The sequence below is a fragment of the Methanomassiliicoccales archaeon LGM-RCC1 genome, assembly GCA_030168575.1.
In the GTDB taxonomy this organism is placed as follows: domain Archaea; phylum Thermoplasmatota; class Thermoplasmata; order Methanomassiliicoccales; family Methanomethylophilaceae; genus Methanoprimaticola.
Genome location: CP115555.1, coordinates 145,058 through 170,785 on the forward strand (window position 1 = coordinate 145,058; position 25,728 = coordinate 170,785).

Here is a 25,728-nt window from a genome sequence, read left to right on the forward strand (position 1 = left end):
GTATGATCGGTGATCACTGGGCTGATCCGCTCTCATCCTCCGTTTACGGGGCCCTACACCACTTCCCCGAGACAGGACCTCTGTTCGGGTGCATGTTACATTCGATTTGAATCGCTGCCATTACTGACATGCGCGAAATGCCCGTACAAGCAGGAAGTATTTAACTCTTGCTTGGCCGGTCTTTCTCTCAAATGATTCGATCTTGACCAACGTGCTATGCACTGGCCACACGACTGGTTGAGTCGCGCAACCCCCTGTAATCGAACCAAGTACTTAAAGCTTAGCAGGACCACGTTTTGGGGTAGCTCGAACCTTCGAACTTATCTCAATCGACAGACACACTGGCTGTCAACTACACGATGGGTCTCATCGCGCAAAGTCGTGTATTCTGGAGTCATATAAAACCCTTGTGTTCAGGGTGTGAAGACCATCATGATGGCATCAGGGATCTTAGCCCTTAAGTCCTTCAAATCAGGATGATACAGACGAACTAGACCCTCTTTGAACATCTTCTTGCCCAGGATCCTAGCTACAACATCTGCATCCGGACTTCCCTCGACCTTCCATGCCCCCGAATCTGAGGATATATCCGTGGAGACGTAGATCGGAAGCCTCAGCCTGATCTTCTCCGACTCATCGCAGATGCTCCAAATGAAATCTATCTGCTCCTTCGGGATATCGATGACGGAACCGCTCTTCGTACGGTAGGTGTAATCACTAGAGTCTATCATCTGCTCTATCGTCCTCTTGCCGACGGCGAGATTGGAATTGAGCTCCGACATGACCGATGCTAGGAAATCCACCATGTGTCTCCCAATGTTCATATTATATTTATTATAATAATAAGAGAAGAATCGGATCGTCATTCGTTAGAGCGGATGATACGCCTCAATTTCTTGAACTGCCATACCGCTAGTGCGTTGATTATCACTCCGCTCAGGGAGTACACGATAACCATGATGTAGATGATCCCATCGAAGGGATCCACTCCAAGCAGCCCATAGGCGCTCAGCGCATACAGCACCATGCGCACGGAACCCCAGAACAGGTCGAAGTACATCGGTATCTTCGCTTTCTTCATTGATTGGAGCAGTGCGGCACCGACTCCTCTCAGCGCCATGAATGGCAGTATTATGCAGGACAGCTCCAGGCACCAGACCAGCTTGTCCAGCAGGGAATGCATGGATTCCTCATAGGTCATGATGGACATCAGCGGTTCAGCGAACACGAATATCAGAACGGTGGCCACAATGGATATCGCAGCAGTCAGCTTGAAGCTGTACACGTATGCCGCCCACATCTTGTCGGTATCGCCTTGGCCATGTGCTGCGGAGCTCACCGGGATCAGACTGCTCTCGAAGGCCTTGCCCGGAAGCATGAACAGCGAGATGAACCTCCACGGATAGTTGTACATCGTCACTGCCGCCGTACCTCCGGCTATCACGAAGAAGATCCTCTGGATGAAGGTCATGGCGCTGCCGATGAGCTCATTGACAGTCCTTGGTCCGCCCACGGTCAGGACCTCCCTCATCATGCCCTTATCCGCCTTGAGGGTGGAACGGTCCATCCTGATGAGGGTCTTGCCCCTCACGTACCATGACAGCCCGATCATCAAAGATATCGTGGCTGACAGACCGGTTGCCAGACCGGCACCGGATATGCCCATCCCCAACACGTATATGAGTATCGGATCCAAGACCATGTTCAGAAGGGCTGCGGTTATCTGTATGATCGTGGATCTCCTGGCCGCACCCTCGCCCCTGAGATTGCCTCCCATGACCGTGAGCAGGGTCATCGGTGCGTTCAGCAATATCATCGGTAGAAGGTAATCCCAGCAATTCTGTCTGATGCTGTCTACACCGAGCACGTCTATGGCCGTGTCCAATATCAGCAACAGGGCCAGAGATGCTACCATGGACATCCCGATCCCCAGCAACAGCGCATTGGATGCGAGCTTTGATGCGTCCTCGATCTCCCCGCGGCCGACACGGAACGCGACAGAGGTCGTTGAACCTACGGATATCCCTATGCCTGTGCACATCAGAAGAATGTAGAACGGGATGATCGTGGAGATGGCTGCTGCAGACTGGGTTCCCAATCCTGATATCCAGAACGTGTCCACGAACTGGTTGATCTCGATGATCGCGAATGCTATCAGGAACGGAGTGAACATGCTGCGGATGGCCTTCTTAGGTTCCCCCAACAGTGTGTCCAAATCATTACTGTCCGACCTGAGCAGCTGCACCATTTGCCTCCCTCCCCCTTCGATTGACTAGTACGATAATAATCTACTGGAAGACAGTATCTTTTTTAAGAGAGTCCGCGATGTGAAACGAGCCATGGATATTCCCGAGAACATCAAGAAAGCATTATCGGAGCATCCCTGCTTCTGCGAGGATGCCCATCATACGTTCGCGAGGATGCACCTGCCGGTGGCACCTAGGTGCAACATCCAATGCAACTACTGCAACAGGAAGTTCGACTGCTGCAACGAGTCCAGGCCCGGTGTGACCAGCGAGGTATTGTCACCGGAGCAGGCACTGGCCAAGGTGAAGGCGGTGAAGGAACAGATCCCCCAGCTGTCGGTCATCGGAATTGCTGGTCCTGGAGACCCGCTTGCCAACGAGAACACATTCCAAGCTCTGGAGCTTATAGGAAAAGAGATGCCGGAGCTGACGCTCTGCGTATCCACCAACGGATTGGCGCTCCCGGACTGCGCCCAGAGATTATACGACCTGAACGTAAGGTTCGTGACCGTCACCATGAACTGCACCGATCCGGAGATCGGGGCCAAGATCTACGATGCCGTGATCTTCGAAGGCAAGAAGCACTCCGGTGTCGAAGGTGCGACCATCCTCAGGGACAGACAGCTCGAAGGCATCAGAAAATGCGTGGACCTGGGGATGCTGGTCAAGATCAACATCGTCATGGTTCCCGGGATCAACGATGACCACATCCCCGACCTGGTGAAGCAGGTCAAGGAGATGGGAGTGTACATCGTGAACATCCTTCCGCTCATCCCTGTTGAAGGGACCAAGTTCTCAGACCTCAAGGCACCTACTCCCTTGGAGAGAAGGGACATGATGGACCGCTGCGGTCTGGACATGAGGATGATGCGTCACTGCAGGCAATGCCGTGCGGATGCCATCGGACTTCTGGGCGAGGACCGTTCCCAGGAATTCACGCACATAGAAGGATGCGGGCTGAAGGATAATCCGATCAATGTCTCCATCGAAGTCGAGAAAGACGAGTCCAAGGTAGCTGTGGCAACCAGCGACGGAAAGACGGTCAATTCCGGATTCGGCAACGCATCGGAGTTCAGGATATACGCTACCGATGGGAACACGGTCAGGTTCCTAAGGACCGTGCCTATCGATAGGTCCGAGACCGTTGCGGGACAGGATCACAGGCATCATATCGAATCCATCGTGAAACAGATCGGGGAGTGCGGAACGGTCATTGTCGAGGAGATCGGCCCCATGCCGTCGAAGATCCTTGCCAGCCTTGGGATCAAGGTCGTGATCTCTGGCGGCGATGTCAACGAAGCTGTCAGACAAACATTCTCCCAGTGACTGGTATATATTTGCGACCCGGTTCATTCAATATGAATTCCAAGATTGCGATAGTCGTCATAGCGGCGATCGTGGTGATAGCATGCTTAGCTACATACATGCTGTACAACCCCGGTGACCAGGGCGACAGACTAAAGGAGGAAATCAAAGTGGGCGACTACTACGAGATGTCTTACACCCTCGACGAGAATCTCGAAGGGTACATGTCCGTCTCCCACTTTATCGAGGAGTACTTCGTCGATCTGGATGATATAGTCGGCGGCGTTGAGGACAGGGTCGAGTTCAAAGGAGAGGAGATCGACTGCATCAGATTCACCAACCTATCGGACGAGATCTGTTATGTGAACGCAGATTCCGGATTCATCTACAAGACTGTCAAAGGCACCGGTGACGACCGGATCGTCAAGCAGGTCACGGACACGAACCTGGACATCGACTCGGTCCCCGGGGATGATCCGCCTCAGGTAGGGACCTTTGTGATCGTAAAGCACAACGAACCACCCTATGGATTCACAACCCATTACGAGGTCGAATCCATCGACGGAAGGACAATCTACGGAAAGACCACCGTCAGCAGTCTGACCGACTCTGTACGCTACCAGGTCACATCCGTCGATGACGGTAACATCGACTTCAAAGTGAACTCCGTGGAATTAAGTGGCGACAGGAGCTATTTCCTCCAGGGCATATCCCTCGAATCATTCCTCGAATACGTCAGCAAAGACGCTGTCAAGACCGATGAGAAGGAAGAGAGGATAGAGACTGCCTTCGGCATAAGGGACACCACCGTGTACACCTACAAGATCGATCTTGTAGACGACGGCCTCGAGGGAAGCTCCGCCTATAAGCTGTGGGTGGGAAAGAACGATGTAATCTATTGTGTCGAGTACAGCTACACAGTCGATTATTACGATGATGAAGAGGATTATCTCGAAACTGATGTGGGTATTGAGATCTACAAACTTATCGGAACGAACCTGTTCGTCTGAAACCTTAATTACAGGGGGCGCCTGCCCCTGAATTCCTCTCCACTAGCGTAACATTATTAATATGCGCGCGATAGCCACCCTCATTAGATAGGAGTGTACATCATGGACGCTCAAGAGATGAGAGAGACTTTCGTCAACTTCTTCAAGGAGAGGGGGCACGCTTACATCAGCTCTGCCTCGCTCATACCTGAGAACGACCCTACCGTTCTGTTCACGACCGCGGGAATGCATCCGCTCGTTCCCTACCTGCTCGGAGAGAAGCACCCTGCAGGCAAGAGACTGGTGGACTTCCAGAAATGCGTTAGGACCGGGGACATAGATGAGGTAGGGGACGCCAGCCACCTCACCTTCTTCGAGATGCTCGGCAACTGGTCGCTTGGAGACTACTTCAAGAAGGAGTCCATCGAGTTCAGCTACGACCTTCTGACCAAGGTCCTCGGCATCAAACCGGAACAGCTGTCCGTCACCGCATTCGCCGGAGACGCTGACGCGCCCAGGGACACTGAGACGGCTGAACTGTGGAAATCCCACGGACTCACCGACGAGCAGATCTACTTCTATCCCAAGTCGGACAACTGGTGGGGACCTGCGGGACAGACAGGACCCTGCGGACCCGACACCGAGATATTCTACGACGACGGAAGGCCCAAATGCGGACCGAACTGCGGACCCTCATGCCACTGCGGTAAATTCACCGAGATTTGGAACAACGTCTTCATGCAGTACAACAAGAACGCTGACGGAACCTTCTCTCCTCTGGCGCAGAAGAACGTCGACACCGGAATGGGTCTGGAGAGGATCCTCCGTATCCTCAACGGCAACGAGACCGTGTACGACACTCCCCTGTTCACCCCCATCATCGACAAGATCGCGGAGATCACCGGAAAGAAGTACGGAGAGAACGACGATGACACCAGGGCATTCAGGATCATAGCGGACCACATGAGGGCCGCCACATTCATCCTGGGCGACGGGGTTGTTCCGGCGAAGATCGGACAGGGATACATCCTCAGGAGGCTCATCAGGAGATCCTCCAGGTATATGTCCAAACTCGGCTACGAGGAACCCTTCATGCAGAAGATCGCAGAGGTCATCGTCAGCAACTACAGCATGGCATACCCCGAGCTGGAGAAGAACAAGGACTTCATATTCACAAACATCAACAACGAGGAGCTCAAGTTCCACAAGGCTGTGATGAAAGGACTCAGGAGATTCGACCAGATGGTCGCAGAGAACGGTGACAGCCCAGTACTGAACGGAGAGACAGTCTTCAGGCTTTACGACACCTACGGATTCCCCATCGAAATGACTGTGGAGCTGGCGGCTGAGAAGGGCCTGAAGGTCGACATGGACGACTTCAACGGCAGGTTCAAGAAGCACCAGGACGTCTCAAAGGGAGACGGCGGAACATTCAAGGGAGGTCTCGCCGATCACAGCGAGGAGACCACCAAGCTGCACACCGCCACACATCTTCTCAACGCGGCTCTGAGGAAGTTCGTATCGCCGGACATCCACCAGAAGGGATCCAACATCACAGCTGAGAGGCTCAGATTCGACTTCAACCTTGACAGGAAGGTCACGCCCGAGGAGCTCAAGCAGATCGAGGACTGGGTGAACGAATGCATCAAGGCCGAGATCCCTGTGGAGTGCATCGAGATGCCCTACGAGCAGGCCAAGGACGAGGGAGTCGAGGGAGTTTTCACCACAAAATACGGCGAGATCGTCAAGGTCTACAGGATCGGCGACGTTTCCGCAGAGATGTGCGGAGGACCTCACGTCAAGAACACAAAGGAGCTTCAGGGATTCAAGATCAAGAAGGAAGAGAGCTCCGCAGCCGGCGTCAGGCGTATCAAGGCAGTCGTCGGCAAGTTCGACTGAAAACATCATGTGGCCTTATGGCCACATCCTTTTTCTAAAACATATTATACTATAGAACGAAAGTTCCTTTAGCGGAAGGGAAGATTCACCGGATGTTTGATGATGTTCCTCTGTTCGGAGGCAACTCATGAAGGAGGACGGATCATTCGTCCTCATCATCGGAAGGATATTCTTCAAGCTCCTCCGGATCCTTGAGTCTGGATCCGTACTCGCTGATGTCCTTCACATACTCTATGAAGCGCTTCCTCTCCGGAGTGGCGATCATATTCTTCCTTGTGGTGAAGAGGACCTCGGATATCCGGAAAGTGCTGAAGTAATCATTCGAGACATGCCTGAGGAGATCAAGGTACTTGTTGGCATCCGTAGCGTTGTTGGCCAGGAATATGGTGACCATATCGAAAGCCCCGGTACATGTGTAATCGTCCTCCGGTATGATGTCCAGATTCTTCTCTCTCATCTCTTCCAGGAAGACCTTGGAATACAGCGATCCGTTGAGTGTGCTCTGGTCCGAGGGGCGGCCACTCCTGGTAGCGAAAATTATGAATCTCTTCTTACCGACCTTCGAGAGGTCGATCATCATAGGGTTGCCGTATACGATTCCTTCCTCCTCCAGGTGGCGCAGGATCCTGTATACCTGCTGAGTGGAGAGATTGCAGTCATCCGCTAGGGTCTGCACAGTGCATCCAGGGTCCCTCAGGAGACGGTCCATGACACGATTCCTGTCTATCGCGTTCTGACTCTTAGAATTCTTAGGCATCGTCCCTCCGGATGTTGATGAAGGTGTTTAAATGGTTTGCCGGAAGAAGGAAGAACCGGCAAACCATTGATGTTCAGCATCCTCCGGCTCCGCTGACCCCGAAGATCGTTCAATGCCGATCTCCGGGGCGGACATGGAGCTCAGTACACGCTGGTGCTGTTCCTGGCGGCTTCATCGGCTTTGTCAACGACCTTCTTGAGCTCATCAAGCAGGTCCCTGTCGATCGGCTCCGGAGTGTAGTTGTCGATGAGATCCTGGACCTTGTCATGGGCTATCCTGAGGCTGTCCTTGCCTCCGAAGGACTCCATCCAGGTTCCCTCGTCCTGCCTGTTGAATATGGCAGGATTCGATTGGGTGTCCATCCTGGCCAGGGTCATGGGGAGCGACAGGAAGTCCCCTCCAGGTCCGACATTATAGATATCCTCCAGCGCCAGTTCCTCATCGTTGACGAGGATACCGTTGTCGGCATACTTCATCATCTCGATGTTGTCGCTGTCCAGCATCAGCATCTCAGGGGATGTGGAAAGGCCTCCTTCGAGCATACCGGGCCCGAAGTGCATCGATGCCTTGGCAAGGGTGGCAGTGTATCCTGTGATGGTCTTCTCGTGTCCGGCCTGATAGTCAATCCTCTTCGAGTCCGTCTCCGGACCGGCGATGAATGAGGGCATGTTGTAGTATGCCGCCATGTTGGCATATGCGGCGCTGATCAGCGCACGCTCAGGTGCACCGCAGGAAGGGCCTCCGTTCTTGAGGTCCATCATCGTTCCGGAGCTTCCGAACCAGACGGCATTGCCCGGGTTGAGCATCTGACTTATCGCAACCGTCGCCAAAGATTCCGCGATAGGGACCACCAGTCCGCCTCCTAGGGAGATAGGGCAGGTAGCTCCGTTCAGGGCCATTCCCATGGCCATGGTCGGCATGTTGTACTTCGTGGATTCGATGATGTTCCCCGAGAACCTGTCATCGAAGGTGAGGGGCGATGCCGAAGGGCAACCGATCGTGTACAATGGTTTCTTGTACGCCTCCTCCTCGCTTCCGCGGAGTATCTTCGTGAATTCGAATCCGTACTTTATGTTCTTAGCGACCCAATCGGCCATGAAATGACCGGTGAATCCCTGGATTGCCTGAAGCTGCTCATGGGCGTCTTTGGAGACCCCTGCGGATATCAGCTCGTTGGCAGAACAGGGCGTGACGGACATGTCATAGCATTCGATAGCATCTGTGAGCTTGGACATCATATAGACGTCGTCTATGTTGGAGGCCCTGCTGGTGTAGTTGCCGTTGTCATCGATCCTTCCAATCTTGACAGCGGTTCCGAAGTTGGCGAACCTGGATTGCATGTCCACACCGACCTTGATAGGTTTTTTGCTCCTTCCAGAGATCTCGAAGGAGTTCGGGACTTTCTTGAGGCAGTCCTCTATGAGTCCGCGAGGGAATTTGATTATCCCTGTCTTCTCATCGACATCGCATCCGTTCTTCTTGCACAGTTCGAAGATCCTGGGGTCCATGAATTTACCGCCGGTCTTCTCGAGTACCTTGAGCGCGCCCTCATGGATCTGGGCGCATTCCTGTTTTGTCAATACCTCTAGTTTCATACTCTATCTCCTTGACGTTGCAGGTACTACGCAATCGATATCTGCAATTGAAAAATCAAATTCTCCAGTATTTAAAAGCAACCTGAAATAATGAATTTTATAAAAATTATTATTGTAAATATGTATTTTATAAGAATTATTATATTAAAAAATGGCAATTTTATGAATATAATTGATTTAAAATGAAATGGTTTCCATCGGTAAAAGCGGCCTCCCGCCCCGTTCGAAGAAAGGATATCCGAGGCAAGAGGCCATTAGATAAATCGTTTGTCGATTCACTTCTCGAAAGCGGCGGCGAACTTTGCAGCCGCATCCGAGGCGTTCTCTGTGTACAGGTCTGCTCCGATCTCGTCTGCCCACTGCTGGGTGACAGGTGCTCCACCGACGTTGGTGAGACAGATGTCCTTAAGTCCAGCTGCCTTCATCTTATCCTCGAAGGTCTTCTGCCCCACCATCGTGGAGGTCATCAGAGCGGATGTCCCGACAGCAACGGCGTTGTTGTCCTTCACCGCCTGAATGATCGTGTCGAGAGGCACGTCCCTTCCGATGTTCTTGACGTTGAATCCTGCTACCTTCAGCATGATTGCGACGATGTCCTTTCCGATGGAGTGGATGTCTCCCTCGATGGAACAGATGACGACTGTTCCAAGTCCGGTTCCGGCCTCTGCTCCGAGCTTCGCGATCTCGGGCTCGAGTATCTCCATAGCGGCGTTCATCGTTGCAGCAGCTGCCATGACGTGGGGTAGGTACAGCTTCTTTGCCTCGAAGAGTGCACCGACCTCCGTCATTCCGGCAGAGTATCCGTTCTCGATCAGGTCAACAAGGTCTGCTCCCTCCGCGACTGCCTTCTTGGCGATCTCGGCCGCGCCCTTGTTGTCGTATTTCATGATTGCATTCTTTGCGTCTTCTGCAAGTGTCATTTTTTGCTATTCCTCCTCTGGATCTTAATTCGTTCCTTCCCTTGAAGGGTAATGGGATCAAGCGGCCCCTGGCCCTCCTTTGGCCGCGAACACAGTCAATACGAGAGATATCATCAGGGTGTTGAACATCGGCATTCCGACCATCATGCCCTGGGAGATTCCCATGTAGATTCCCCAGCAGGAGACAGCCATCATCGCTACGAACAATATGATGATCACGATCTTCATCGTTCCCAGGGTCTCCTTGGACTTCACCATATACGCTACGATCGCAGCGCATATGCCTATCACGATGTCCAGGACGTATTGGTATACGAGACCTATCGGGTTCGCGATCGCATAGTTCGCGATCAGTCCGAATATCCCTATCAGGATGAACATCACTCCGACGGCCAGTGCCGACGTTCCATAGACGATCGGCATGTTGTCGATCTTTTCCTTCCTGAATTTGAATCCGAGTGCACCAAGGGTGATCCCCAGGATGACATATGCAACAGTCATGATTATCGGCCCTTCAGTCTGCCCCTCGTAAGCGGGCAGAAGCATAGGCAGAGTTCCCAGGGTCATCACAAGGGTGAATGCACACCCGATGAACATGCCTTTTCCATAGCCTTCTCCATACGTAGTCATTGTTTCACTTCCGAATGTTGAATGACATTATGCGTCGATATCACTCGATTATTCAAATTCCCAAGGCATTTATTTAAATAATATCATTTTTTATCAATAATACAATAATTATTATCATAATATTGACAAATATAAAAGAAATATTGTTATAAACAACGATGATTGGATGTATAGGGATATATCGTACCTTGCCGGTTTCAGTACCGTCGACGGTATCGGAAGCCATGAGGGACATTATTGATTCTGGCAAGAAGAAGGTGCGCATCATCCCGCTATCCGTAGCGTTCTACGGCCCGTCTGCGCTCAAGGCCAGAATGGAGATAGAATCCTTCGGGCTGGAGACGGAATTCTCAAGACCGATTTCTCATCTGGAATCGTTCTATCTGATACTGGATTCCAAAGTCCCCGAGGGATGGTGAGGATTGCATAATACGATGCGACCGAGTCGGTGATTATGCACATAAAGTTATCATAACATGCACTCCATCCACCTGTAGGTGGGGATTGTTTGGATCGCATGATCATCCATGTTGATATGGACTGCTACTACGCATCTGTCGAGATGAGGGACGATCCCTCTCTGAGGGACAAACCCGTAGTGGTACTCTCCCCCTCGGACCAGATTCAGGTCGTGGGAACATGCAACTATCCTGCCAGGGAGGCGGGCTTGCGCTCGGGCATCTCCGTTCAGGAAGCGAAGCGCATCTGCCCCACTGCCGTATTCATCAACGGTAACATGAAGAAGTACCGTGCAGCAACAGAGGAGCTTCACAGCCTCTGGTCGGAATATACGGACGTCATGCAGCCTGTGATGCTTGACGAAGCATACCTGGACGTTACCAATACTGCAGGAGACTTGGACGGGGCCAGACGGTTCGCGCATGAGATCAAGAGACGCGTCAGGGACGAACTGGGCATGGGATGCTCCGTTGGACTAGGGTACAATATGGTATCCGCGAAGGCCGGAAGCGAGGAGATGAAGCCTGACGGATACTTCGAGATACTGTCCCCGCAGGAGTTCATGGATCTGATGGATGGACGCGATATCGGAGAGATAAATTCGATCGGTCCGAAGACGTATGAGAAACTTCATTCGATCGGTCTGATCACACCTAAGGACGTACGCGAGCATAGAGCCGAAGTCATTGGTTTGTTGGGCTCTCAGGCACAGAGGATCCTTGACTTGGCCGAAGGTCTGGACTCCAGGGTGGTGACGCCGCATCTCCCGGAGGATTCCAAATCCATCTGCAGGAGCCTGACTTTTCTGAGAAATATCGATGATTACTGGCTTCTTTCAGACGTGATGTTCCTGATGTGTGTTGATATAGTGAACAATCTGAATAGGTACGGTAAATTCGGGAACGGTATGTTCGTCATGGGCTCGTACACCGATAGGACCGCATTCTCGGCCAACAGATCCATGAAGGCATGTGATGATCCGACAGAGCTGCACGAAGTCGCCATGTCGCTCTTTGACGAGCTCCCTTTCCGTCCAATCAGGCGCGTAGGCATCAATGTGTACAACCTGACGAAATCGAATCCTAACCAGACCACCTTGGATTCTCTTCTGGGAACAGATAAAGACGACTCGGAGCTGACTGATCGGTTGGAATCCATCAGGAAAAGGTATGATATGGATTCCTTGGGTAGATACGATATCGACAGGGATACCATTCGCACCATTGCCGAGCATATGAGGACGCATAGGGCCAGATGAATAGAGAAACCGAAGGAAGAGGATTGCGAGGGTGCACAAGGTTTGCTAGCACTTCTCGAAAACCCTGTCTTTCCATATTTCACATCGGCTGATTACCTTCTGCGGACCGCTATATATGATGCGAAAACACCCGCCACTATCAGGATCAACAGAGCATCGGTATCCACAGGCAGTACATGATCAGGAGATGCAGCGAATGTGTTGAACTTTTCAGAGCCTACGACTGGGTCCACGACAACGTAAGCAACTACGTAAGGTACATCCAGGACAACGAGGCAGTCTGCTTCGCGCAGCATTACTGCGTGGTCATGACCACTTATCTGAGAAACAAGGAACGCCTGAAGGATAACGGCCAGACACTTACGGACTTTGCAAAGTTCACACCATTCGCAGTATCAGATCTGGAATTCGCACCGAAGAACAACGACCTCGTCATGGACGGACCCTTCTGAGCCGGACAGCTTCTTCCTCAGACGCCAGGCAAGGGCGTTCCCCAGCGGAGCCTCCGTCCGATCGGGGGATCGTGAATCGTCCCTTTTCAAGCCATATCATGTCGAGGACCCCCTCGGACGACCGGATACTGAATGGATACCGAGGTTCAATCCTTCTTGGCCATATCGCCTTCGATGATCCCGATCATCTCCGATATGATGCCGGCGACCTTCCTCCCCTTGTCCGTGATGACGATGACCTTGGAATCCGTCCTCCCGGTGCGATACATCTCGATCAATCCCATCGACAGCAGGTCGTTCAGCTTGTCGGTCATCCTCCCGCTGCGGGAGATGTCGTTGTAGATGTCGGACTTGAGAACGGGCGACATCCTGTCAAGGTAGATCAGGAGCGCCATCATGTACTTTCCTTCAAGCTTCGACAGGGTGGAGCGCTCAGGATTCCTCGTCGCACTCCGCTTGAGCAGCGCTTCGCGGACCTCCGGCGGAAGGTCGTCGAAGTCGTGCGGCTCCTCCTTCACGTTGGAGCGGCCGTCTATGCCCTCTCCCAGACGGAGGGACCGCACAGCCCCCCCCCCCTCTTGCGTCCTCCCGTCATCGGCCCCGGATGACATCTCACGATCCGGCGACGGTCCCGACGGGTTCCGCGAGTCTACAACATCCCGATCCGGCGACCGATAGTCGGACGGTGTCATCCCGAATCCCGGCAGGAAGCGGTCTTGATCTCTCATACATGAGGATTCCAGGACGAGGATTTAAAGCGGACATGGATTCCCGATTAATTCTACGCTATTGGTGAAGACACAAGATGCACATAATCGGGAGCGCCCAATCTGTGCCCGTTTCAGCGCCCGAAATCGAACCTTTGACCCCTTCTTAATACTCCGTCCCGAATCAACTCATCGACCGTATCTTTCTCCGTCAAGGGAAATTAGGGGCCCGAGACGGGATAAGAGGGTCGGGCGGTGAAAGGCCCGCGGGATCCCATTATAGGGATGAGGGTCCTGCAAGTAAACGGAGATTTTTCGACATCACCTTCGTAAGAAGGCAACCCGGATCAGAGGTAACATCACCGCTGAAAAGGAGAAATGAAATATGAATACAAAAGGAATGAAATTCCTGGCAGTCTTGGCTGTATTGGCTATGGCGTTCGCCGCATTCGCTGTCGTCGCACCCGCGGAGACAGATGATGCCGTACAGAGTGAGTCAGCTATACTCACACCTGAAACAGAGAATTTCAATACAGGAACAGTTGCTAATTCTTACATAGCAACGGAAGGAATCACCGTTACCGATACTGGAGCTGGAAATGTATACCTCGCTCCAGGAATCACTGTCACTGTCGTTAACGGAGCGTCAGCTGGTGCAGTAGTATTCTATGTAGCCGAGACCGATCTGGATGCAAGCAGTAAAGTCAAATACACCGCGACCACCAAGTTCTCAGTTACAACCATTGCAGATGTAGTGTATGACATCACAGCTGCATATGATGAGGAGAATGGTGCATCGATCACAGTTGCCGCAGGTACTGGATGGAATGCACAGGGAACCATCGTGTTCGGTAAGAACGTCACCTATGACGGAGATTTCACACTTGCAGGGAACACAACAATCTTCCCTGCGGCATCCGATGTGACGATCGACGGAGACCTCATTGTTACCGGTGCATCCACTATCTATGGAAAGGTCGCAGTGACCGGAGATGTCAAGGTCGATGCAGCAAGTAATGCTCCAGCCACACTTACTCTGGGAACAGCAGCATCGCTTTCCCTTGCCGAGGGAAAGGCCGTGGAGCTTCGCGCTTTCACAACAGATACAGTGGCAGCAGCGAATTTCGCACCAGGCAACGTTTTCACCGGAACCGTTGAATCGTATGCTAAGGATGCAACAGCAGCCACCAACAGCGTGGCCCTTGAGGGATTCGTTGGAGCTGTGACCGCTACTTCCGCTGAGACGCCAGCCCTTAATTTGACCACCATCAGTTACGGAACGATCACCCCTGGTACGACCACACTTCCTGGTATCCCGGCTGCGGCCATAGGGGCAGCTTCTAAGACCACGACTCTCAACATGGATGTTTCCATCGGAGGCGCTTATGCTTTCAATGGAAACATCATCATCAATGGTAATTTGAGCCTCACTGGTGCAAACACAGTGGTTTTGACCGTTAATGCTGGCTCGCTGACAGTTGCCTCCGGAAAGGAGATCAAACTTACATCTTCAGAGACCACAGCAGGACCTTCAGTGACATCCGTTGCCAAGATAAACGCTACGGTCAACGCCTACGTAGGATCGACAGTCAAGGGTAGCGCAGTATTGACTGACTTCGTCGGAAAAGCAGCAAACAATGCCTCTGACAAGCTTGAGTTCGGCAACAATGGATCTTCGGACATCTCTGGAAGCATCACTGGATTGACCGGAGGAGCTCTTGGAACATCCACAGTTGCCGCAGCAGGACTCGTTATCGGAGGACAGGCGACTCTTGCGGATGATGCCGTCATTACAGCGGACAGCGGAGCCATCACTGCAGACTTGATCGATGCAGCAGGAAATAACGTCATTTTCACTGGTGCGAAGGCTACGTATACACAGGCAGCAAGCGCAGTTCTTGGAGATGTAGTTTCAGGAACCGTCCTCCTGAAGGCAGGTTCGTTCACTACTACCGCGGATGTCGTTGTCGGAAGCAATGATGCTGACGCACCCACCGCAACTCTGAACATCGGGGTTAATGCGACACTCACGCTTGGAAACGGTGGAGCAGAAGACTATAATGGATGCGATGTAGCAATTGCAGACTCCGGTGTCGTCAACGTCTACGGAACCGTGCAGGCAGCCAACACTACTACTGGTAACGCTTCTGAAATCAAAGATCACACTTCCTCTACCAAGGGAAAGCTTAACGCATACGAGGGAGCGGTCATCAAGACCACCAAGCTCAACATCACGGCGGCCAACGTCAACATCGAGGGCGCGAAGGAGACCGTCAAGATCAGCGGAACCCTTGCGGGACCCACCCATCCATACTCTCAGATGCAGATCGTCATCGTCGAGGGCAACCTCACGATCCCCGACAACGTCGTCCTGACCATCGCGGGAGACCTCATCGTCAACGAGGGCGTGGAAGTCCTGATCAAGAACGGCGGCCAGCTCGTTATCGACAGCTCAACCGCCACAGCCGAGATCTACGGTACCATCACCGTCGAATCCACCACCGCAACACCTGCAGCAGGATTCCTCGTCACATCAGCCGATACCATCACCGTCGAAAACGGAGGAAGCGTCGTTGTGTCCGGTACTTCTGCAGCACCTGCACTCATGACCATCACTGACGCCGATTTCACCGTCAAGAAGGGCGGAGAGGTCGAGGTCGGAGAGTACGGAAAAGCTATTCTTGGAGCAGACAAGTTCACTGTCGCCGCCGGAGGAACCTTCAAGGTCGAGGGCGGAGTGCAGGGAACATTCCTCAACAAGGGAACCGTCATCATCGACGGATACCTTACTGGAGCACTCACCGTAAACATGCTTGGCAGCGCGACCGTTGACATTAGATCCGTAGACCTGTATAACGGTGCTAACAGCCAGTTGAGCATCACCGACGGGGGATTAGTACCCAAAGGATCTTCAACCGTTGCTGGACTTAATGAAATCAACAACATCACTCTCAATGAGACAAGGACCGCTGGAGACGTTGTAGGAATCCAGGGATTGGTCGTCAAGACATCCTACACATCCTACACCCTGTCCGGTATCACGTACTACTACAACTACATGGATCTTTCCGGAGCCGTCAACAAGCACGCTATGCAGACCTCCGGAGACGACACGACGATCGCTATCGCATCCGGAAAGGGACTCACAGTCGCCGACACATTCGCACTTGCAGGATCTGATGTTGTATTCGATGTAGGAGCCGATGGAACGGAACTCACCGTTTCCGGAATCCTTCTGCAGCCCAATGGAACTGCAGCATTCATTGGTGACGCTGCGGCTAAGATTTCTGTGACCGGAATGATGAAGACATATAACCCCGTCACTTCGGAGGTTGCTATCGTCTCCGCATCCATGTACAAGGTCACCGAGAACCTCATCCAGATGTATGTGTACACATCGCTCCAGAAAGCCATCGACAGCGGTGCCACCGAAATCACCACAACCGGCACGCTGAAGGTCACAGACATGGTCACCATCCCCGCGGGAGTCACCGTGGATGCAAGGACTGCCACCGTAACCGTCGGAGATTCCGACTACAGGAACGCAGTACTCGCAGTCGCTGACGGAGGAGTGCTCAAGATCAACGGGGCCACCGTTGACGGAACCCTCACAGCCGAGGTCGCCAGGACCGGACTCAGGAACACCGGCACCATCGTGTCCGACGTTTTCACCACCGACGGCACCGATGCAACATACACCAACATCTACACCGCCATGTCCCTCGCAGAGGCAGGCGACGAGATCACCATCACCAAGGCCGACACCGTCGAGCTCGACAAGAACCTGACCGTCAAGTCCGGAGTGGACCTCATCGTCCCCGCAGGCAAGACCCTCAAGCTCAACGACGGCGTCACCGTGACCATCGACGGAACACTCGAGGCATGGGACGTCATCCAGGCGGAGACAAAGTTCGCCGCCAAGGCAGCCGACACCGCCACCGAGAAGGCATCCGCCATCGTCAACAAGGGAGTCTTCGCATCAGTCGGAGACCTCACCTATGACTACTACAAGATCGCAGGAGCCTACTTCACGTACACCACCGACGAGGCCACGTTCAACCTCAACACCTCCGTGTCCGTGTTGCCCGTGCTCTTCGCTGCAGAAGCGACTGGATCCTCGTTCAGCATCTACGGAAGCAACACCGTTTCCGACATAATCCTCATGAACTCGAAGACCACCGAGAAGACCGTCACCGTCAAGGCAGGTTACGACCTGACCGCGACAGAGATCGCCCTCTCCGGAAAGGTCAAGGTAGTCGTAGAGGACGGAGCAGGACTCTCCGCAAAGGTCTCGAGCGAGATCGGAGACGTCACCGTGAAGGATGTCGACAGCATCGTACTTCAGCTGACCACCGGCGACAGCGCAGCTTTCAACGTGTCCGGAACCCCCGACGACGGAGTCATCGAGGGAACCACCGCCAAGGCAGTCACCGTCTCCGACGGTATTGTCAATCTCGGAGCAGCATTCAACGTCTCTGCAGTCACGTTCACTGTCGCAGAGGGTGCGAACCTGACCGTAGACGGAAAGGCCTTCACCGGAAAGACCGTCACAGTCAACGGAGCCCTCATCGTTAAGAACGGCGGAACCGCCACGATCGACAAGCTCGTCGTTGCGGGAACATTCTCCGTGGCCGAGGACGATGCAGATCTGGAGATCACCGCCGGATCAGCTGATGTCAAGGTCGCGCTCGTCGGGGTCTCAAGCAAGGCCATGAACCTGTCCGGAACCGCCATGCTCCTCGGAGAGGCTTACACCGGACTCACCATCGTCGCAGCGGCACCCACCGCAGTTGTCGACGATGCGATCATCGAGGACATGCACAAGACCATTTACACCGTTAACGGAACCGAGTACATGTATGTGTACGTGCCTACCAGCAGTACCCAGACCGTGGATGTCGTCAAGACGCCATCTGTAGAGAACGCCGTTGTCAACTCTTGGATGTACGTCAAGTCCGGAACGCCCGCCATCGCCGATGAGGTCAAGCTGACCAATGTCGACTCGGTGTATGCAGATATCGACAAGGCCATCTACAAGGTCTCGATCATCACCGACGCGGGAGTCAAGTCCGTCGCAATCGACGGAATCCAGCTGGTAAGCGGCGGTCTCATCGGAAACAACGTGTACACCACTGTCAACAACCTCGAGGCCGGTACCCACACCGTTTCCTACACGCTCATGTCCGGATACGAGGGAACCGCCCAGCTGTACACCCAGGACGGAACCATACTCAAGGACCTGAAGTTCGTTGTGTCCGGAGTGCCCGAGGACGGAGAGACCGTGGTTTCCGAGGTCTTCCAGCTCTACGGAACCGAGCAGATCATCGCACCCGAACCCACACCCGTCGAGCAGAACGAGTGGACCATCACCACCATCCTGCTCGTCATCCTTGTGATCCTGATCGCCATCATGGCAGTCATCGTCGCGCTGAGACTCAACAGGAGCTGAAGGTAACTTCGGAACGATGTTGAAAGAGAACCAATAACCGAAAGACAAACAGGGCCCGCAAGGGCCCATTCCCTTCTTGTAGTGGACAATCCGCGAACTCTCTCGCAGAACCTTATATCCTATCCTCACATATCCCTTCCTGCAGCCGATTGCGGTCAACGGGAAGACAGGCATCCATGGAGATATCCGAGATGCCCATCGGCGTCGACCCGTACCATTTCTGAGCATCCGGCATCATAGAGTAAGGTATCGTCCGGGAACATCATTCCAGCGCAAGCGTCCGTTCCCGTTCGAAGGTCACGAGGACCGCGATCCCTCCGAAGCGTCGCGAGGAAAAGTGACCATAAATGTCAAACCAGATCAATGATACAATCACAGTGGATCTCCACGACCAGATAATCTCGGACCTTCCGATAACCGATCCCGATGAGCTCGAGGATATCCTCATCAACGCCGCCGATAGGCTCACCGACGGCAGAGAGCCCGTCATCCTCGAGGCCCTCATGAATACTCTCGTCGACTTCTACGTCTTTACCATGGAACCCGGCAACGATGAGGAGGATATCGGATTCCTCGTCTCCGACATCGAGGACAAGGTGTGCGATGCGGTCTCGTTCAGGAAGACAATGATCGATAACGGGCATACGACTTCCCGGATGACGAAGAGCCTGTCGAGGATGACGAGGACGACGATCTCCCCCAGACATGGACCTCCTCCCTCCTGGCCCTTCTGCTGAACCCATCGTCCGAAAGACATGAGCGGTCCACGATGTCCACCGGTCTTCCGAGCGCCTCCGAGAGCTCATCCGTGAACCCGCAGTAATCTGAGAACGAGAAGTCATCGGTCGTATCGAGGATGAAATCATAATCGCTGTCCGGCCCGTTCCTGCCGGTCGCCCTCGATCCGAACAGATATACGGCGGTTACGTTGTGGCGTTCCGCTATCGGCGCCACTATCGATGCCATCTCATCCGCGGTATATCCGTGCCGTCCGTTCCCTCCGTCGCTCATTTCAGACCTCCGTCAGCGATCGTCATCAGCGTGGCGACCGCTTGCGCTATGTCTCTTTGATGCATCTGCTAACATATCATCGTATCCTTTGAAAGGGAGGATGTCCCCCTCCCCCCGTTTGTCCGGATCAGACCTCCATCATGACCTGGTCCAGCCACTGTTTGGCGGTCTCGGCCCCGGCGAATCCGTTCGCAAGCTCGTTGACCTCCCTGTTCCTCTCGACGTTGTCGATGCCGAACGGGATCAGGATGTTCGCAAGCTCGTGCAAGAGGCAGTAATCGAGGACCTCCTTCAGGACCCTGTCGTCCAGGAACCTCCTGTTCATGATCACCGTCCTCATCAGGCAGCTCGACTGTCCCGCTTTGGACACCGACTCCCCCTTGGACCAGAACAGCCTCAGGTCCTCGATCTCTTCGATCAGACCGTTGTCCACGAGCCTGTAGTAGGCGTCCCACAGCCTATCCGTGTCCTCGGAGCCGATGTCTATCGATCTGCTGCGCCCGATGTACTTCTCCTGGTTCAGCATCCTGAACTCGTGGGATGTCAGCCAGTCCTTGGTCCCCTCGGAGTACCCGTCGGTCTCCTCTCCGCGCATCCTCGCCATGATGCGGTCCGCAAGACCTGGTCCGATGCCTCTGATGAAACCCTTTCCGAAACCCCCCTTAACCCCACCGGATAGGGGAGTTACGATAACGAGCGGACAATGGGCCAACTGTGACTGGTGGACAGACACAGAAAAAAGGTGGACATTGCTGAAATCGATGACAATGTAACCTGTGCGGGTCACTTTTGATGGAATAAGTGGACAGTGTGGGATTTGAACCCACGACCTCCTGCTTGCAAAGCAGGCGATCTTCCAGCTGATCTAACTGCCCAGTAATCCCCCCTATTTGAATAATGGATATAAACCTTATGGTCTGCCCATCCAGACATCAAATCAAAGGGAAAAATAGAAGGTAATGAGGGGGCGAACCCCCTCGTAAGGGTTTGTTGTTCAAGCGCTGCGGAGCACAATCTCAATGTTGACTCCATCGGGCACCTGGATCCTCATGAGCTGCCTGAGGGCACGCTCGTCGGCATCCAGATCGATGAGCCTCTTGTGAATGCGCATTTCCCAGCGATCCCATGTCTCGCTTCCCTCTCCGTCGGGGCTCTTCCTGCAAGGAACCTTCAGCTTCTTGGTGGGAAGGGGGACGGGTCCGCGGATGTCCACTCCAGTCCTCTGGGAGATTCCCTTGATCTGGGCGCAGACACTGTCGACCTTTGCGGGGTCGGTTCCGCTGAGAGAGATTCTTGCGCGCTGTGACATCGGAATCACTTTCAAGCCTTTTGGACTTCAATGCACATTCCGGCAGCCACGGTCTGTCCCATGTCACGGATGGCGAACCTTCCGAGAGGCGGGAAGTCCTTAGCGGTCTCGACGACCATGGGCTTTGTGGGCTCGACCTTGACGATTGCGATGTCTCCGGTCTTCAGGAAGTCGGGGTGCTCCTGCTTTGCCTGTCCAGACTTGGGGTCGATGGTCTTGATGAGCTCAACGAACCTGCATGCGGTCTGGGTGGTGTGGCAGTGGAACACGGGTGTGTATCCGACTGTGATGACGGAGGGGTGGTTCAGGACGACGATCTGTGCTGTGAAAGACTTAGCAACAGACGGAGGGCTGTCGAGAGGTCCTGCGACGTCTCCCCTCTTGATGTCGTTCTTTGCGACTCCACCGACGTTGAATCCAACGTTGTCTCCGGGCAGTGCCTGGGGCAGCTGCTCGTGGTGCATCTCGATGGTCTTGATCTTTCCCTTCACGTTGGAGGGGTTGAAGATGACATCCATGTTGGGCTTGAGAACTCCAGTCTCGACACGTCCGACAGGAACGGTTCCGATACCGGTGATGGTGTAGACGTCCTGAACGGGCAGCCTGAGGGGCTTCTCTGTGTGCTTCTCGGGAACCTTAAGGTTGTCGAGTGCTGCGATGAGTGTGGGTCCCTTGTACCAGGGGGTGTTGGGGGATGCAGTCTTGACGTTGTCTCCCTCGTATGCGGATACGGGGATGAAGGGGACCTCATCTGTCTTGACACCGACCATCTTCATCAGCTTGGTCATTGCCTCTTTGGCCTCGTTGTACTTGGCCTCGTCGTACTTCACAGCGTCCATCTTGTTGATGGCGACGATGATCTGCTTGACACCGAGGGTGGTTGCGAGGAAGACATGCTCCTTTGTCTGAGCCTGGGGTCCCTCGATAGCGGAACAGGTGATGACTGCTGCATCTGCCTGGGATGTTCCGGTAATCATGTTCTTGACGAAGTCACGGTGTCCGGGAGCGTCGATGACGGTGAAGTAGTACTTGTCTGTGTAGAACTTCTTGTGAGCGACATCGATGGTAACTCCCCTCTCCCTCTCCTCTTTGAGTCCGTCCATGACCCATGCGAAGTAGAAGGATCCCTTTCCCTTCTCCTCTGCCTCTTTCTTGTACTTCTCGACTAAGTGGGGGTCGATTGCACCGGTCTCGAGCAGGATCCTTCCTGTGAGGGTGGATTTTCCGTGGTCGACGTGTCCGATGATGACCAGATTCATGTGTTCTTTCTCTGCCATATTTGTTCCTCCAATGGAATCTTATTTTATGCGTAAACTAGTTTCATATTAAAAGGTTTAGAGCCCTGAGTAATACTTGTCGTCATAGGGTTCAGGGTTGAGTCCCTTACGGGTCCTGATCTCTGTGACCACTTTCTTCTGCAATTCGGGCACGAGCTTTTCGAATCCAGCGTTCTCGATTGACCAGATCGCACGTCCCTGTGTGCTTCCACGGATATCGGATGAGAATCCGAACATGTCGGCGACAGGACAGATTGCTGTCACGGTCGAGTCTGCTCCGTCCTGTCCCATCTCGAGGATGGTACCGCGGCGCTGGTTGATCAGGTTGACTGCGCCTCCCATGTAATCCGGGGGAACGCTGATGAAGACCTTCTGCATGGGCTCGAGCAGGATTCTTCCTGCCTGGCACATTGCTCCGTAGATACCGTCCCTGACTGCAGGGATGATCTGAGCGGGTCCTCTGTGGATGGTATCCTCGTGGAGTTTTGCATCCATGAGCTTGACTTTGAGTCCGGCGACCTTCTCGTTTGCGAGGGGTCCCCTCATCATGGCCTCTTCGAAGGCCTGCTTCACGAGCTCCATTGTCTCGTGGAGGTACTGGATACCCTTGGTGCAGTCGATAAGAACATTGTTGTTCTTGAATCCGACAACTCCCTTGGCCTGGTCGACGTCCATTCCGCAGTCGACGAGGACCTTTGCGAGCTCCTTGGGATCCTTGATCTTGGCCTCTGTGTCGATCTCTCCCTTGCGAATGGCCTCTTTGACGCCGTCCTCGAGGGGCTCCACGATGAAGTAGAACTTGTTGTGCTTGTTGGGTGACTTACCCTCGAACTCGTTCGGGTTGGGTCCCTTGACGGACTCCTGGTAGACCACGATAGGAGGCGAGGAGACGATGTCGACACCCTGTTCGTTGACGATCCTGTACTCGGTGATCTCGAGGTGCAGCTCTCCCATTCCGGACATGAGGTGCTCCCCGGTCTCGTTGTTGATCTCGATGCTCAGCGAGGGGTCGGCCTTTGCGATGACCCTCAGAACCTCGACCAGCTTGGGCAGGTCCGCCATGCTCTTGGCCTCGATGGCCTTTGTGATGACGGGCTCGGAGTAGTGAGTCATCTTCTCGAAGGGCTCCATGTCCTTCAGTGTGGACACGGTGGATCCTGCGATTGCGTCCTTCAGTCCGGTGACCGCGACGATGTTTCCGGCCTTACACTCCTCGATGGGTGTCCTGTCTGCTCCGACCATCAGTGCGACGGTCTGGACACGCTGGGGTGCGGGCATTCCGGATACATAAAGGGTCATTCCCTTCTTGACGGTTCCAGAGAACAGCCTTCCGATAGCGATCTCTCCGGCCTGCTTGTCCATGATGATCTTGGTGACCATCAGTGCGACCTCTCCGTTGGGGTCGCAGTTCAGCATCTGCTTTCCGAGATCGGAGTTGAGGTCTCCCTTCCAGATGGTGGGGATACGGACCTTCTGTGCCTCGGTCGGGTTGGGGATGTGGTTGATTGCCATCTCCAATGCGACATCTGCGATGGGGATGATCTTGGCGAGCTTCTCCTGTCCGCCCTCCTGAGCACACAGGTCGAAGACCGTGTTGAGATTGAAGGGCTTGGATGCGAGCTGGTCCTTCAGTTCGGGACAAAGGTCCATGGCCCTCTTGTTGACCTCAGGCCTGCTGAGGTAGGGGATTGAGACTGCCCAGTTGTTGTAGGCGGATCCCAGTGCGACGGTTCCGTCCTGAAGGCTGACCTGCCACTCCTTGTTGAGGGGTGCGGGCAGGATGTCCATGATCTTCTGGTTGAACTGTGTGATGATCTTCGAGAACTTGTCGATCATCATCTTGGGGGTCAGCTGCTGCTCGACGATGGCCCTGTCGACCTTGTTGATGAACAGCATGGGTCTGACACGCTCCTTCATTGCCTGCCTGATGACAGTCTCTGTCTGGGGCATGATTCCCTCGACTGCACAACAGAGGATGTATACTCCGTCCAGTGCCCTCATTGCCCTGGTAACGTCTCCACCGAAGTCGACGTGTCCGGGTGTGTCGATGAGGTTAACGAGGTAGTGCTTCAGCTCTCCCGTCTTGGGCTCCCTGTAAGGAACGACCATTGCAGCGGATGCTGCGTTGATGGTGATTCCCCTTGCTGCTTCCTGCTCATCGTAGTCGAGCAGACGCTGCTCTCCTGCTGTCTCGGAGGACATCATTCCGGCTCCTGCGATCAGGTTGTCGGAGAAGGTTGTCTTTCCGTGGTCGATATGAGCGGCAGTTCCGAGGTTCCTGATGAGGGTCTGGTCCTTCATCAGCTCTACTGCTTTCTTTGCGTTGTCTTCTCTGCGTCCCATGTTCACTCACCTGGAGAATCACCTAGCGGACTGAGCGACCCTCTCGATCTCCTCTTTCTTGGCGACCGAGAACGATGTCATGTCACCCTTGGCAGCGAGCATGATCTCGTCTGCAAGGCACTCGTAGATGGGCTTCTTGTTCTTGGACGAAGCGTTGACGACTCCTGTGCTCAGGTTGCGCAGGGCGATGTCGAGCCTCCTCTGGGGAGAGACATCCACTGCCTTGGGCACGGAGATTCCACCGAACTGCAGCCTTGTGACTTCCTCACGGGGTGCTGCGTTCTCCAGAGCCTCGACGAGGACCTGGATGGGGTTCTTCTTGGTCTTTGCTGCGACGATGTCGAAGGCCTGGGAGACCGCCTTGTACGCCTTCATCTTCTTTCCGGTGTACTTCTCGGTCCTCATGATGTTGTTGATGAGCCTCTCGACGATGCTGAGCTTGGACTTTCCGAACCACCTGTTGGCGTGCTTTCCACCGGAGTGGGGCACGTTGGTGGGCGTAAGGTCGATGTATTTTGCGAGTCCTCCGTCGTTGACGACGACCTCTGTGGAGTCGTACTTGCCGAACATGAGGGCCTTCTGTGTGATGATCTCGTCTGCCATGGTAATCACCTAACAGGCTTGTCGATCCTTCCCCTGACCATTTCGTCGAGGGACACGTTGTTGACCTTGATAACCTTGTAACGGACTCCGGGGATATCTCCGTAGGACCTACCCATCCTTCCTCCGATACCTTCGATCATAACCTCGTCGTGCTCATCGATGAAGTTGATAGCACCGTCTCCCACAGCGAAAGCTGTGATCTGACGTCCGTTCTTGATGAGCTGGACTTTCACGCACTTACGGATAGCGGAGTTGGGCTGCTTAGCCTCGATTCCGACTTTCTCCAGTACGATTCCACGGCCCTGGGCGGATCCCTCGAGAGGATCGGACTTCTCCCTGAGCTTGAGGACCCTCTTCTTGTATCCCCTGTCTAACCAGCGGAACTTCTGACGGTCCGTCTTCATTTTTCTTGCTGTGTACAAGCCATTTCCCATAATTTCACCTTCAGAACCTTGCGATTCCAATTGATCATGAGTGCGTTGGTCATCCTCCATAGGATGTACTCAAAGCAATCTGCGT

Annotated in this window: 21 protein-coding genes and 1 tRNA gene; 8 read left to right on the forward strand and 14 right to left on the reverse strand. The window is 53.8% G+C overall.

Translation table 11 applies throughout. The annotated features are described in order from the left end of the window. Positions 1 to 413 precede the first annotated feature (413 nt). Both PED39_00605 and PED39_00610 read right to left on the reverse strand, forming a co-directional pair. On the reverse strand, positions 414 to 806 hold the full coding sequence (locus PED39_00605) for a DUF61 family protein (protein WII07727.1): 393 nt from the start codon (positions 804 to 806) through the stop codon (positions 414 to 416). Between the two features lie 56 nt (positions 807 to 862). Next, positions 863 to 2,248, reverse strand: a complete 1,386-nt coding sequence (locus PED39_00610; GenBank protein WII07728.1) for an MATE family efflux transporter — start codon at positions 2,246 to 2,248, stop codon at positions 863 to 865. A gap of 91 nt (positions 2,249 to 2,339) precedes the next feature. Here PED39_00610 and nifB point away from each other — a divergent pair, with 91 nt between their 5' ends. The 3 genes from nifB to PED39_00625 all read left to right on the forward strand — a co-directional run bounded on the left by nifB (position 2,340) and on the right by PED39_00625 (position 6,439). Next, positions 2,340 to 3,572 carry a nitrogenase cofactor biosynthesis protein NifB gene (gene nifB, locus PED39_00615; protein WII07729.1) on the forward strand — a complete coding sequence of 411 codons (1,233 nt, stop codon included), beginning with the start codon at positions 2,340 to 2,342 and terminating at the stop codon, positions 3,570 to 3,572. A 32-nt stretch (positions 3,573 to 3,604) separates the two neighbouring features. Further along, complete coding sequence (locus tag PED39_00620) at positions 3,605 to 4,561, forward strand: hypothetical protein (protein ID WII07730.1); 957 nt, start codon at positions 3,605 to 3,607, stop codon at positions 4,559 to 4,561. A 102-nt stretch (positions 4,562 to 4,663) separates the two neighbouring features. Continuing rightward, positions 4,664 to 6,439, forward strand: coding sequence for an alanine--tRNA ligase (locus PED39_00625; GenBank protein ID WII07731.1), 1,776 nt, complete (start codon positions 4,664 to 4,666; stop codon positions 6,437 to 6,439). Between the two features lie 142 nt (positions 6,440 to 6,581). Here the strand turns inward: PED39_00625 and PED39_00630 are convergent, their stop codons facing one another. The 4 genes from PED39_00630 to PED39_00645 form a co-directional block, all read right to left on the reverse strand. Beyond that, on the reverse strand, positions 6,582 to 7,196 hold the full coding sequence (locus tag PED39_00630) for a winged helix-turn-helix transcriptional regulator (GenBank protein ID WII07732.1): 615 nt from the start codon (positions 7,194 to 7,196) through the stop codon (positions 6,582 to 6,584). 140 nt (positions 7,197 to 7,336) lie between these two features. Further along, the gene (locus tag PED39_00635) at positions 7,337 to 8,791 is read right to left on the reverse strand and encodes a trimethylamine methyltransferase family protein (GenBank protein WII07733.1); all 1,455 of its coding nucleotides are present in this window, start codon (positions 8,789 to 8,791) and stop codon (positions 7,337 to 7,339) included. Positions 8,792 to 9,066: 275 nt separating this feature from the next. Continuing rightward, complete coding sequence (locus PED39_00640; GenBank protein ID WII07734.1) at positions 9,067 to 9,711, reverse strand: methyltransferase cognate corrinoid protein; 645 nt, start codon at positions 9,709 to 9,711, stop codon at positions 9,067 to 9,069. 57 nt (positions 9,712 to 9,768) lie between these two features. Then, entirely contained in the window at positions 9,769 to 10,341 is a 573-nt protein-coding gene (locus tag PED39_00645) for a hypothetical protein (GenBank protein WII07735.1), read from the reverse strand. A gap of 224 nt (positions 10,342 to 10,565) precedes the next feature. Here PED39_00645 and PED39_00650 point away from each other — a divergent pair, with 224 nt between their 5' ends. The 3 genes from PED39_00650 to PED39_00660 all read left to right on the forward strand — a co-directional run bounded on the left by PED39_00650 (position 10,566) and on the right by PED39_00660 (position 12,510). Continuing rightward, positions 10,566 to 10,760 carry a hypothetical protein gene (locus PED39_00650; protein WII07736.1) on the forward strand — a complete coding sequence of 65 codons (195 nt, stop codon included), beginning with the start codon at positions 10,566 to 10,568 and terminating at the stop codon, positions 10,758 to 10,760. Between the two features lie 98 nt (positions 10,761 to 10,858). After that, positions 10,859 to 12,058: a DNA polymerase IV gene (gene dinB / locus PED39_00655; protein ID WII08379.1), complete on the forward strand. Its 1,200-nt coding sequence runs from the start codon at positions 10,859 to 10,861 to the stop codon at positions 12,056 to 12,058. Between the two features lie 176 nt (positions 12,059 to 12,234). Further along, positions 12,235 to 12,510, forward strand: coding sequence for a hypothetical protein (locus PED39_00660; protein WII07737.1), 276 nt, complete (start codon positions 12,235 to 12,237; stop codon positions 12,508 to 12,510). Positions 12,511 to 12,656: 146 nt separating this feature from the next. Here the strand turns inward: PED39_00660 and PED39_00665 are convergent, their stop codons facing one another. Then, positions 12,657 to 13,073, reverse strand: coding sequence for a hypothetical protein (locus tag PED39_00665; protein ID WII07738.1), 417 nt, complete (start codon positions 13,071 to 13,073; stop codon positions 12,657 to 12,659). A gap of 529 nt (positions 13,074 to 13,602) precedes the next feature. On the opposite strand from PED39_00665, the gene PED39_00670 reads away from it, so the two are divergent. Then, positions 13,603 to 18,666 (forward strand): hypothetical protein, encoded by a 5,064-nt coding sequence (locus PED39_00670; protein ID WII07739.1) that lies wholly within the window; start codon positions 13,603 to 13,605, stop codon positions 18,664 to 18,666. A 347-nt stretch (positions 18,667 to 19,013) separates the two neighbouring features. After that, entirely contained in the window at positions 19,014 to 19,403 is a 390-nt protein-coding gene (locus PED39_00675) for a hypothetical protein (protein ID WII07740.1), read from the forward strand. A 401-nt stretch (positions 19,404 to 19,804) separates the two neighbouring features. On the opposite strand, the gene PED39_00680 is transcribed toward PED39_00675, so the two are convergent. The 7 genes from PED39_00680 to PED39_00710 all read right to left on the reverse strand — a co-directional run bounded on the left by PED39_00680 (position 19,805) and on the right by PED39_00710 (position 25,643). Further along, on the reverse strand, positions 19,805 to 20,281 hold the full coding sequence (locus tag PED39_00680; GenBank protein WII07741.1) for a hypothetical protein: 477 nt from the start codon (positions 20,279 to 20,281) through the stop codon (positions 19,805 to 19,807). A gap of 198 nt (positions 20,282 to 20,479) precedes the next feature. After that, positions 20,480 to 20,552: transfer RNA gene (locus PED39_00685), tRNA-Ala, on the reverse strand. 119 nt (positions 20,553 to 20,671) lie between these two features. Continuing rightward, positions 20,672 to 20,986 carry a 30S ribosomal protein S10 gene (gene rpsJ, locus PED39_00690; GenBank protein ID WII07742.1) on the reverse strand — a complete coding sequence of 105 codons (315 nt, stop codon included), beginning with the start codon at positions 20,984 to 20,986 and terminating at the stop codon, positions 20,672 to 20,674. An 11-nt stretch (positions 20,987 to 20,997) separates the two neighbouring features. Further along, positions 20,998 to 22,263, reverse strand: coding sequence for a translation elongation factor EF-1 subunit alpha (gene tuf, locus PED39_00695; GenBank protein WII07743.1), 1,266 nt, complete (start codon positions 22,261 to 22,263; stop codon positions 20,998 to 21,000). 57 nt (positions 22,264 to 22,320) lie between these two features. After that, complete coding sequence (locus PED39_00700; protein ID WII07744.1) at positions 22,321 to 24,606, reverse strand: elongation factor EF-2; 2,286 nt, start codon at positions 24,604 to 24,606, stop codon at positions 22,321 to 22,323. 18 nt (positions 24,607 to 24,624) lie between these two features. Continuing rightward, positions 24,625 to 25,209 (reverse strand): 30S ribosomal protein S7, encoded by a 585-nt coding sequence (locus tag PED39_00705; GenBank protein ID WII07745.1) that lies wholly within the window; start codon positions 25,207 to 25,209, stop codon positions 24,625 to 24,627. Positions 25,210 to 25,214: 5 nt separating this feature from the next. Next, positions 25,215 to 25,643: a 30S ribosomal protein S12 gene (locus PED39_00710; protein ID WII07746.1), complete on the reverse strand. Its 429-nt coding sequence runs from the start codon at positions 25,641 to 25,643 to the stop codon at positions 25,215 to 25,217. Positions 25,644 to 25,728 lie beyond the last annotated feature (85 nt).

Excerpts from the sequence above, each read along its gene's own strand:
- PED39_00710 (WII07746.1), bottom strand. The coding sequence starts at position 25,643 with ATGGGAAATGGCTTGTACACAGCAAGAAAAATGAAGACGGACCGTCAG.
- PED39_00640 (WII07734.1), bottom strand. The coding sequence starts at position 9,711 with ATGACACTTGCAGAAGACGCAAAGAATGCAATCATGAAATACGACAAC.
- PED39_00635 (WII07733.1), bottom strand. The coding sequence starts at position 8,791 with ATGAAACTAGAGGTATTGACAAAACAGGAATGCGCCCAGATCCATGAG.
- PED39_00650 (WII07736.1), top strand. The coding sequence starts at position 10,566 with ATGAGGGACATTATTGATTCTGGCAAGAAGAAGGTGCGCATCATCCCG.
- dinB (WII08379.1), top strand. The coding sequence starts at position 10,859 with ATGATCATCCATGTTGATATGGACTGCTACTACGCATCTGTCGAGATG.
- PED39_00620 (WII07730.1), top strand. The coding sequence starts at position 3,605 with ATGAATTCCAAGATTGCGATAGTCGTCATAGCGGCGATCGTGGTGATA.
- PED39_00705 (WII07745.1), bottom strand. The coding sequence starts at position 25,209 with ATGGCAGACGAGATCATCACACAGAAGGCCCTCATGTTCGGCAAGTAC.
- PED39_00680 (WII07741.1), bottom strand. The coding sequence starts at position 20,281 with ATGGCGAGGATGCGCGGAGAGGAGACCGACGGGTACTCCGAGGGGACC.
- PED39_00610 (WII07728.1), bottom strand. The coding sequence starts at position 2,248 with ATGGTGCAGCTGCTCAGGTCGGACAGTAATGATTTGGACACACTGTTG.
- PED39_00700 (WII07744.1), bottom strand. The coding sequence starts at position 24,606 with ATGGGACGCAGAGAAGACAACGCAAAGAAAGCAGTAGAGCTGATGAAG.
- PED39_00630 (WII07732.1), bottom strand. The coding sequence starts at position 7,196 with ATGCCTAAGAATTCTAAGAGTCAGAACGCGATAGACAGGAATCGTGTC.
- PED39_00605 (WII07727.1), bottom strand. The coding sequence starts at position 806 with ATGGTGGATTTCCTAGCATCGGTCATGTCGGAGCTCAATTCCAATCTC.
- PED39_00645 (WII07735.1), bottom strand. The coding sequence starts at position 10,341 with ATGACTACGTATGGAGAAGGCTATGGAAAAGGCATGTTCATCGGGTGT.
- PED39_00675 (WII07740.1), top strand. The coding sequence starts at position 19,014 with ATGTCAAACCAGATCAATGATACAATCACAGTGGATCTCCACGACCAG.
- nifB (WII07729.1), top strand. The coding sequence starts at position 2,340 with ATGGATATTCCCGAGAACATCAAGAAAGCATTATCGGAGCATCCCTGC.
- rpsJ (WII07742.1), bottom strand. The coding sequence starts at position 20,986 with ATGTCACAGCGCGCAAGAATCTCTCTCAGCGGAACCGACCCCGCAAAG.
- PED39_00625 (WII07731.1), top strand. The coding sequence starts at position 4,664 with ATGGACGCTCAAGAGATGAGAGAGACTTTCGTCAACTTCTTCAAGGAG.
- PED39_00670 (WII07739.1), top strand. The coding sequence starts at position 13,603 with ATGAATACAAAAGGAATGAAATTCCTGGCAGTCTTGGCTGTATTGGCT.
- tuf (WII07743.1), bottom strand. The coding sequence starts at position 22,263 with ATGGCAGAGAAAGAACACATGAATCTGGTCATCATCGGACACGTCGAC.
- PED39_00660 (WII07737.1), top strand. The coding sequence starts at position 12,235 with ATGATCAGGAGATGCAGCGAATGTGTTGAACTTTTCAGAGCCTACGAC.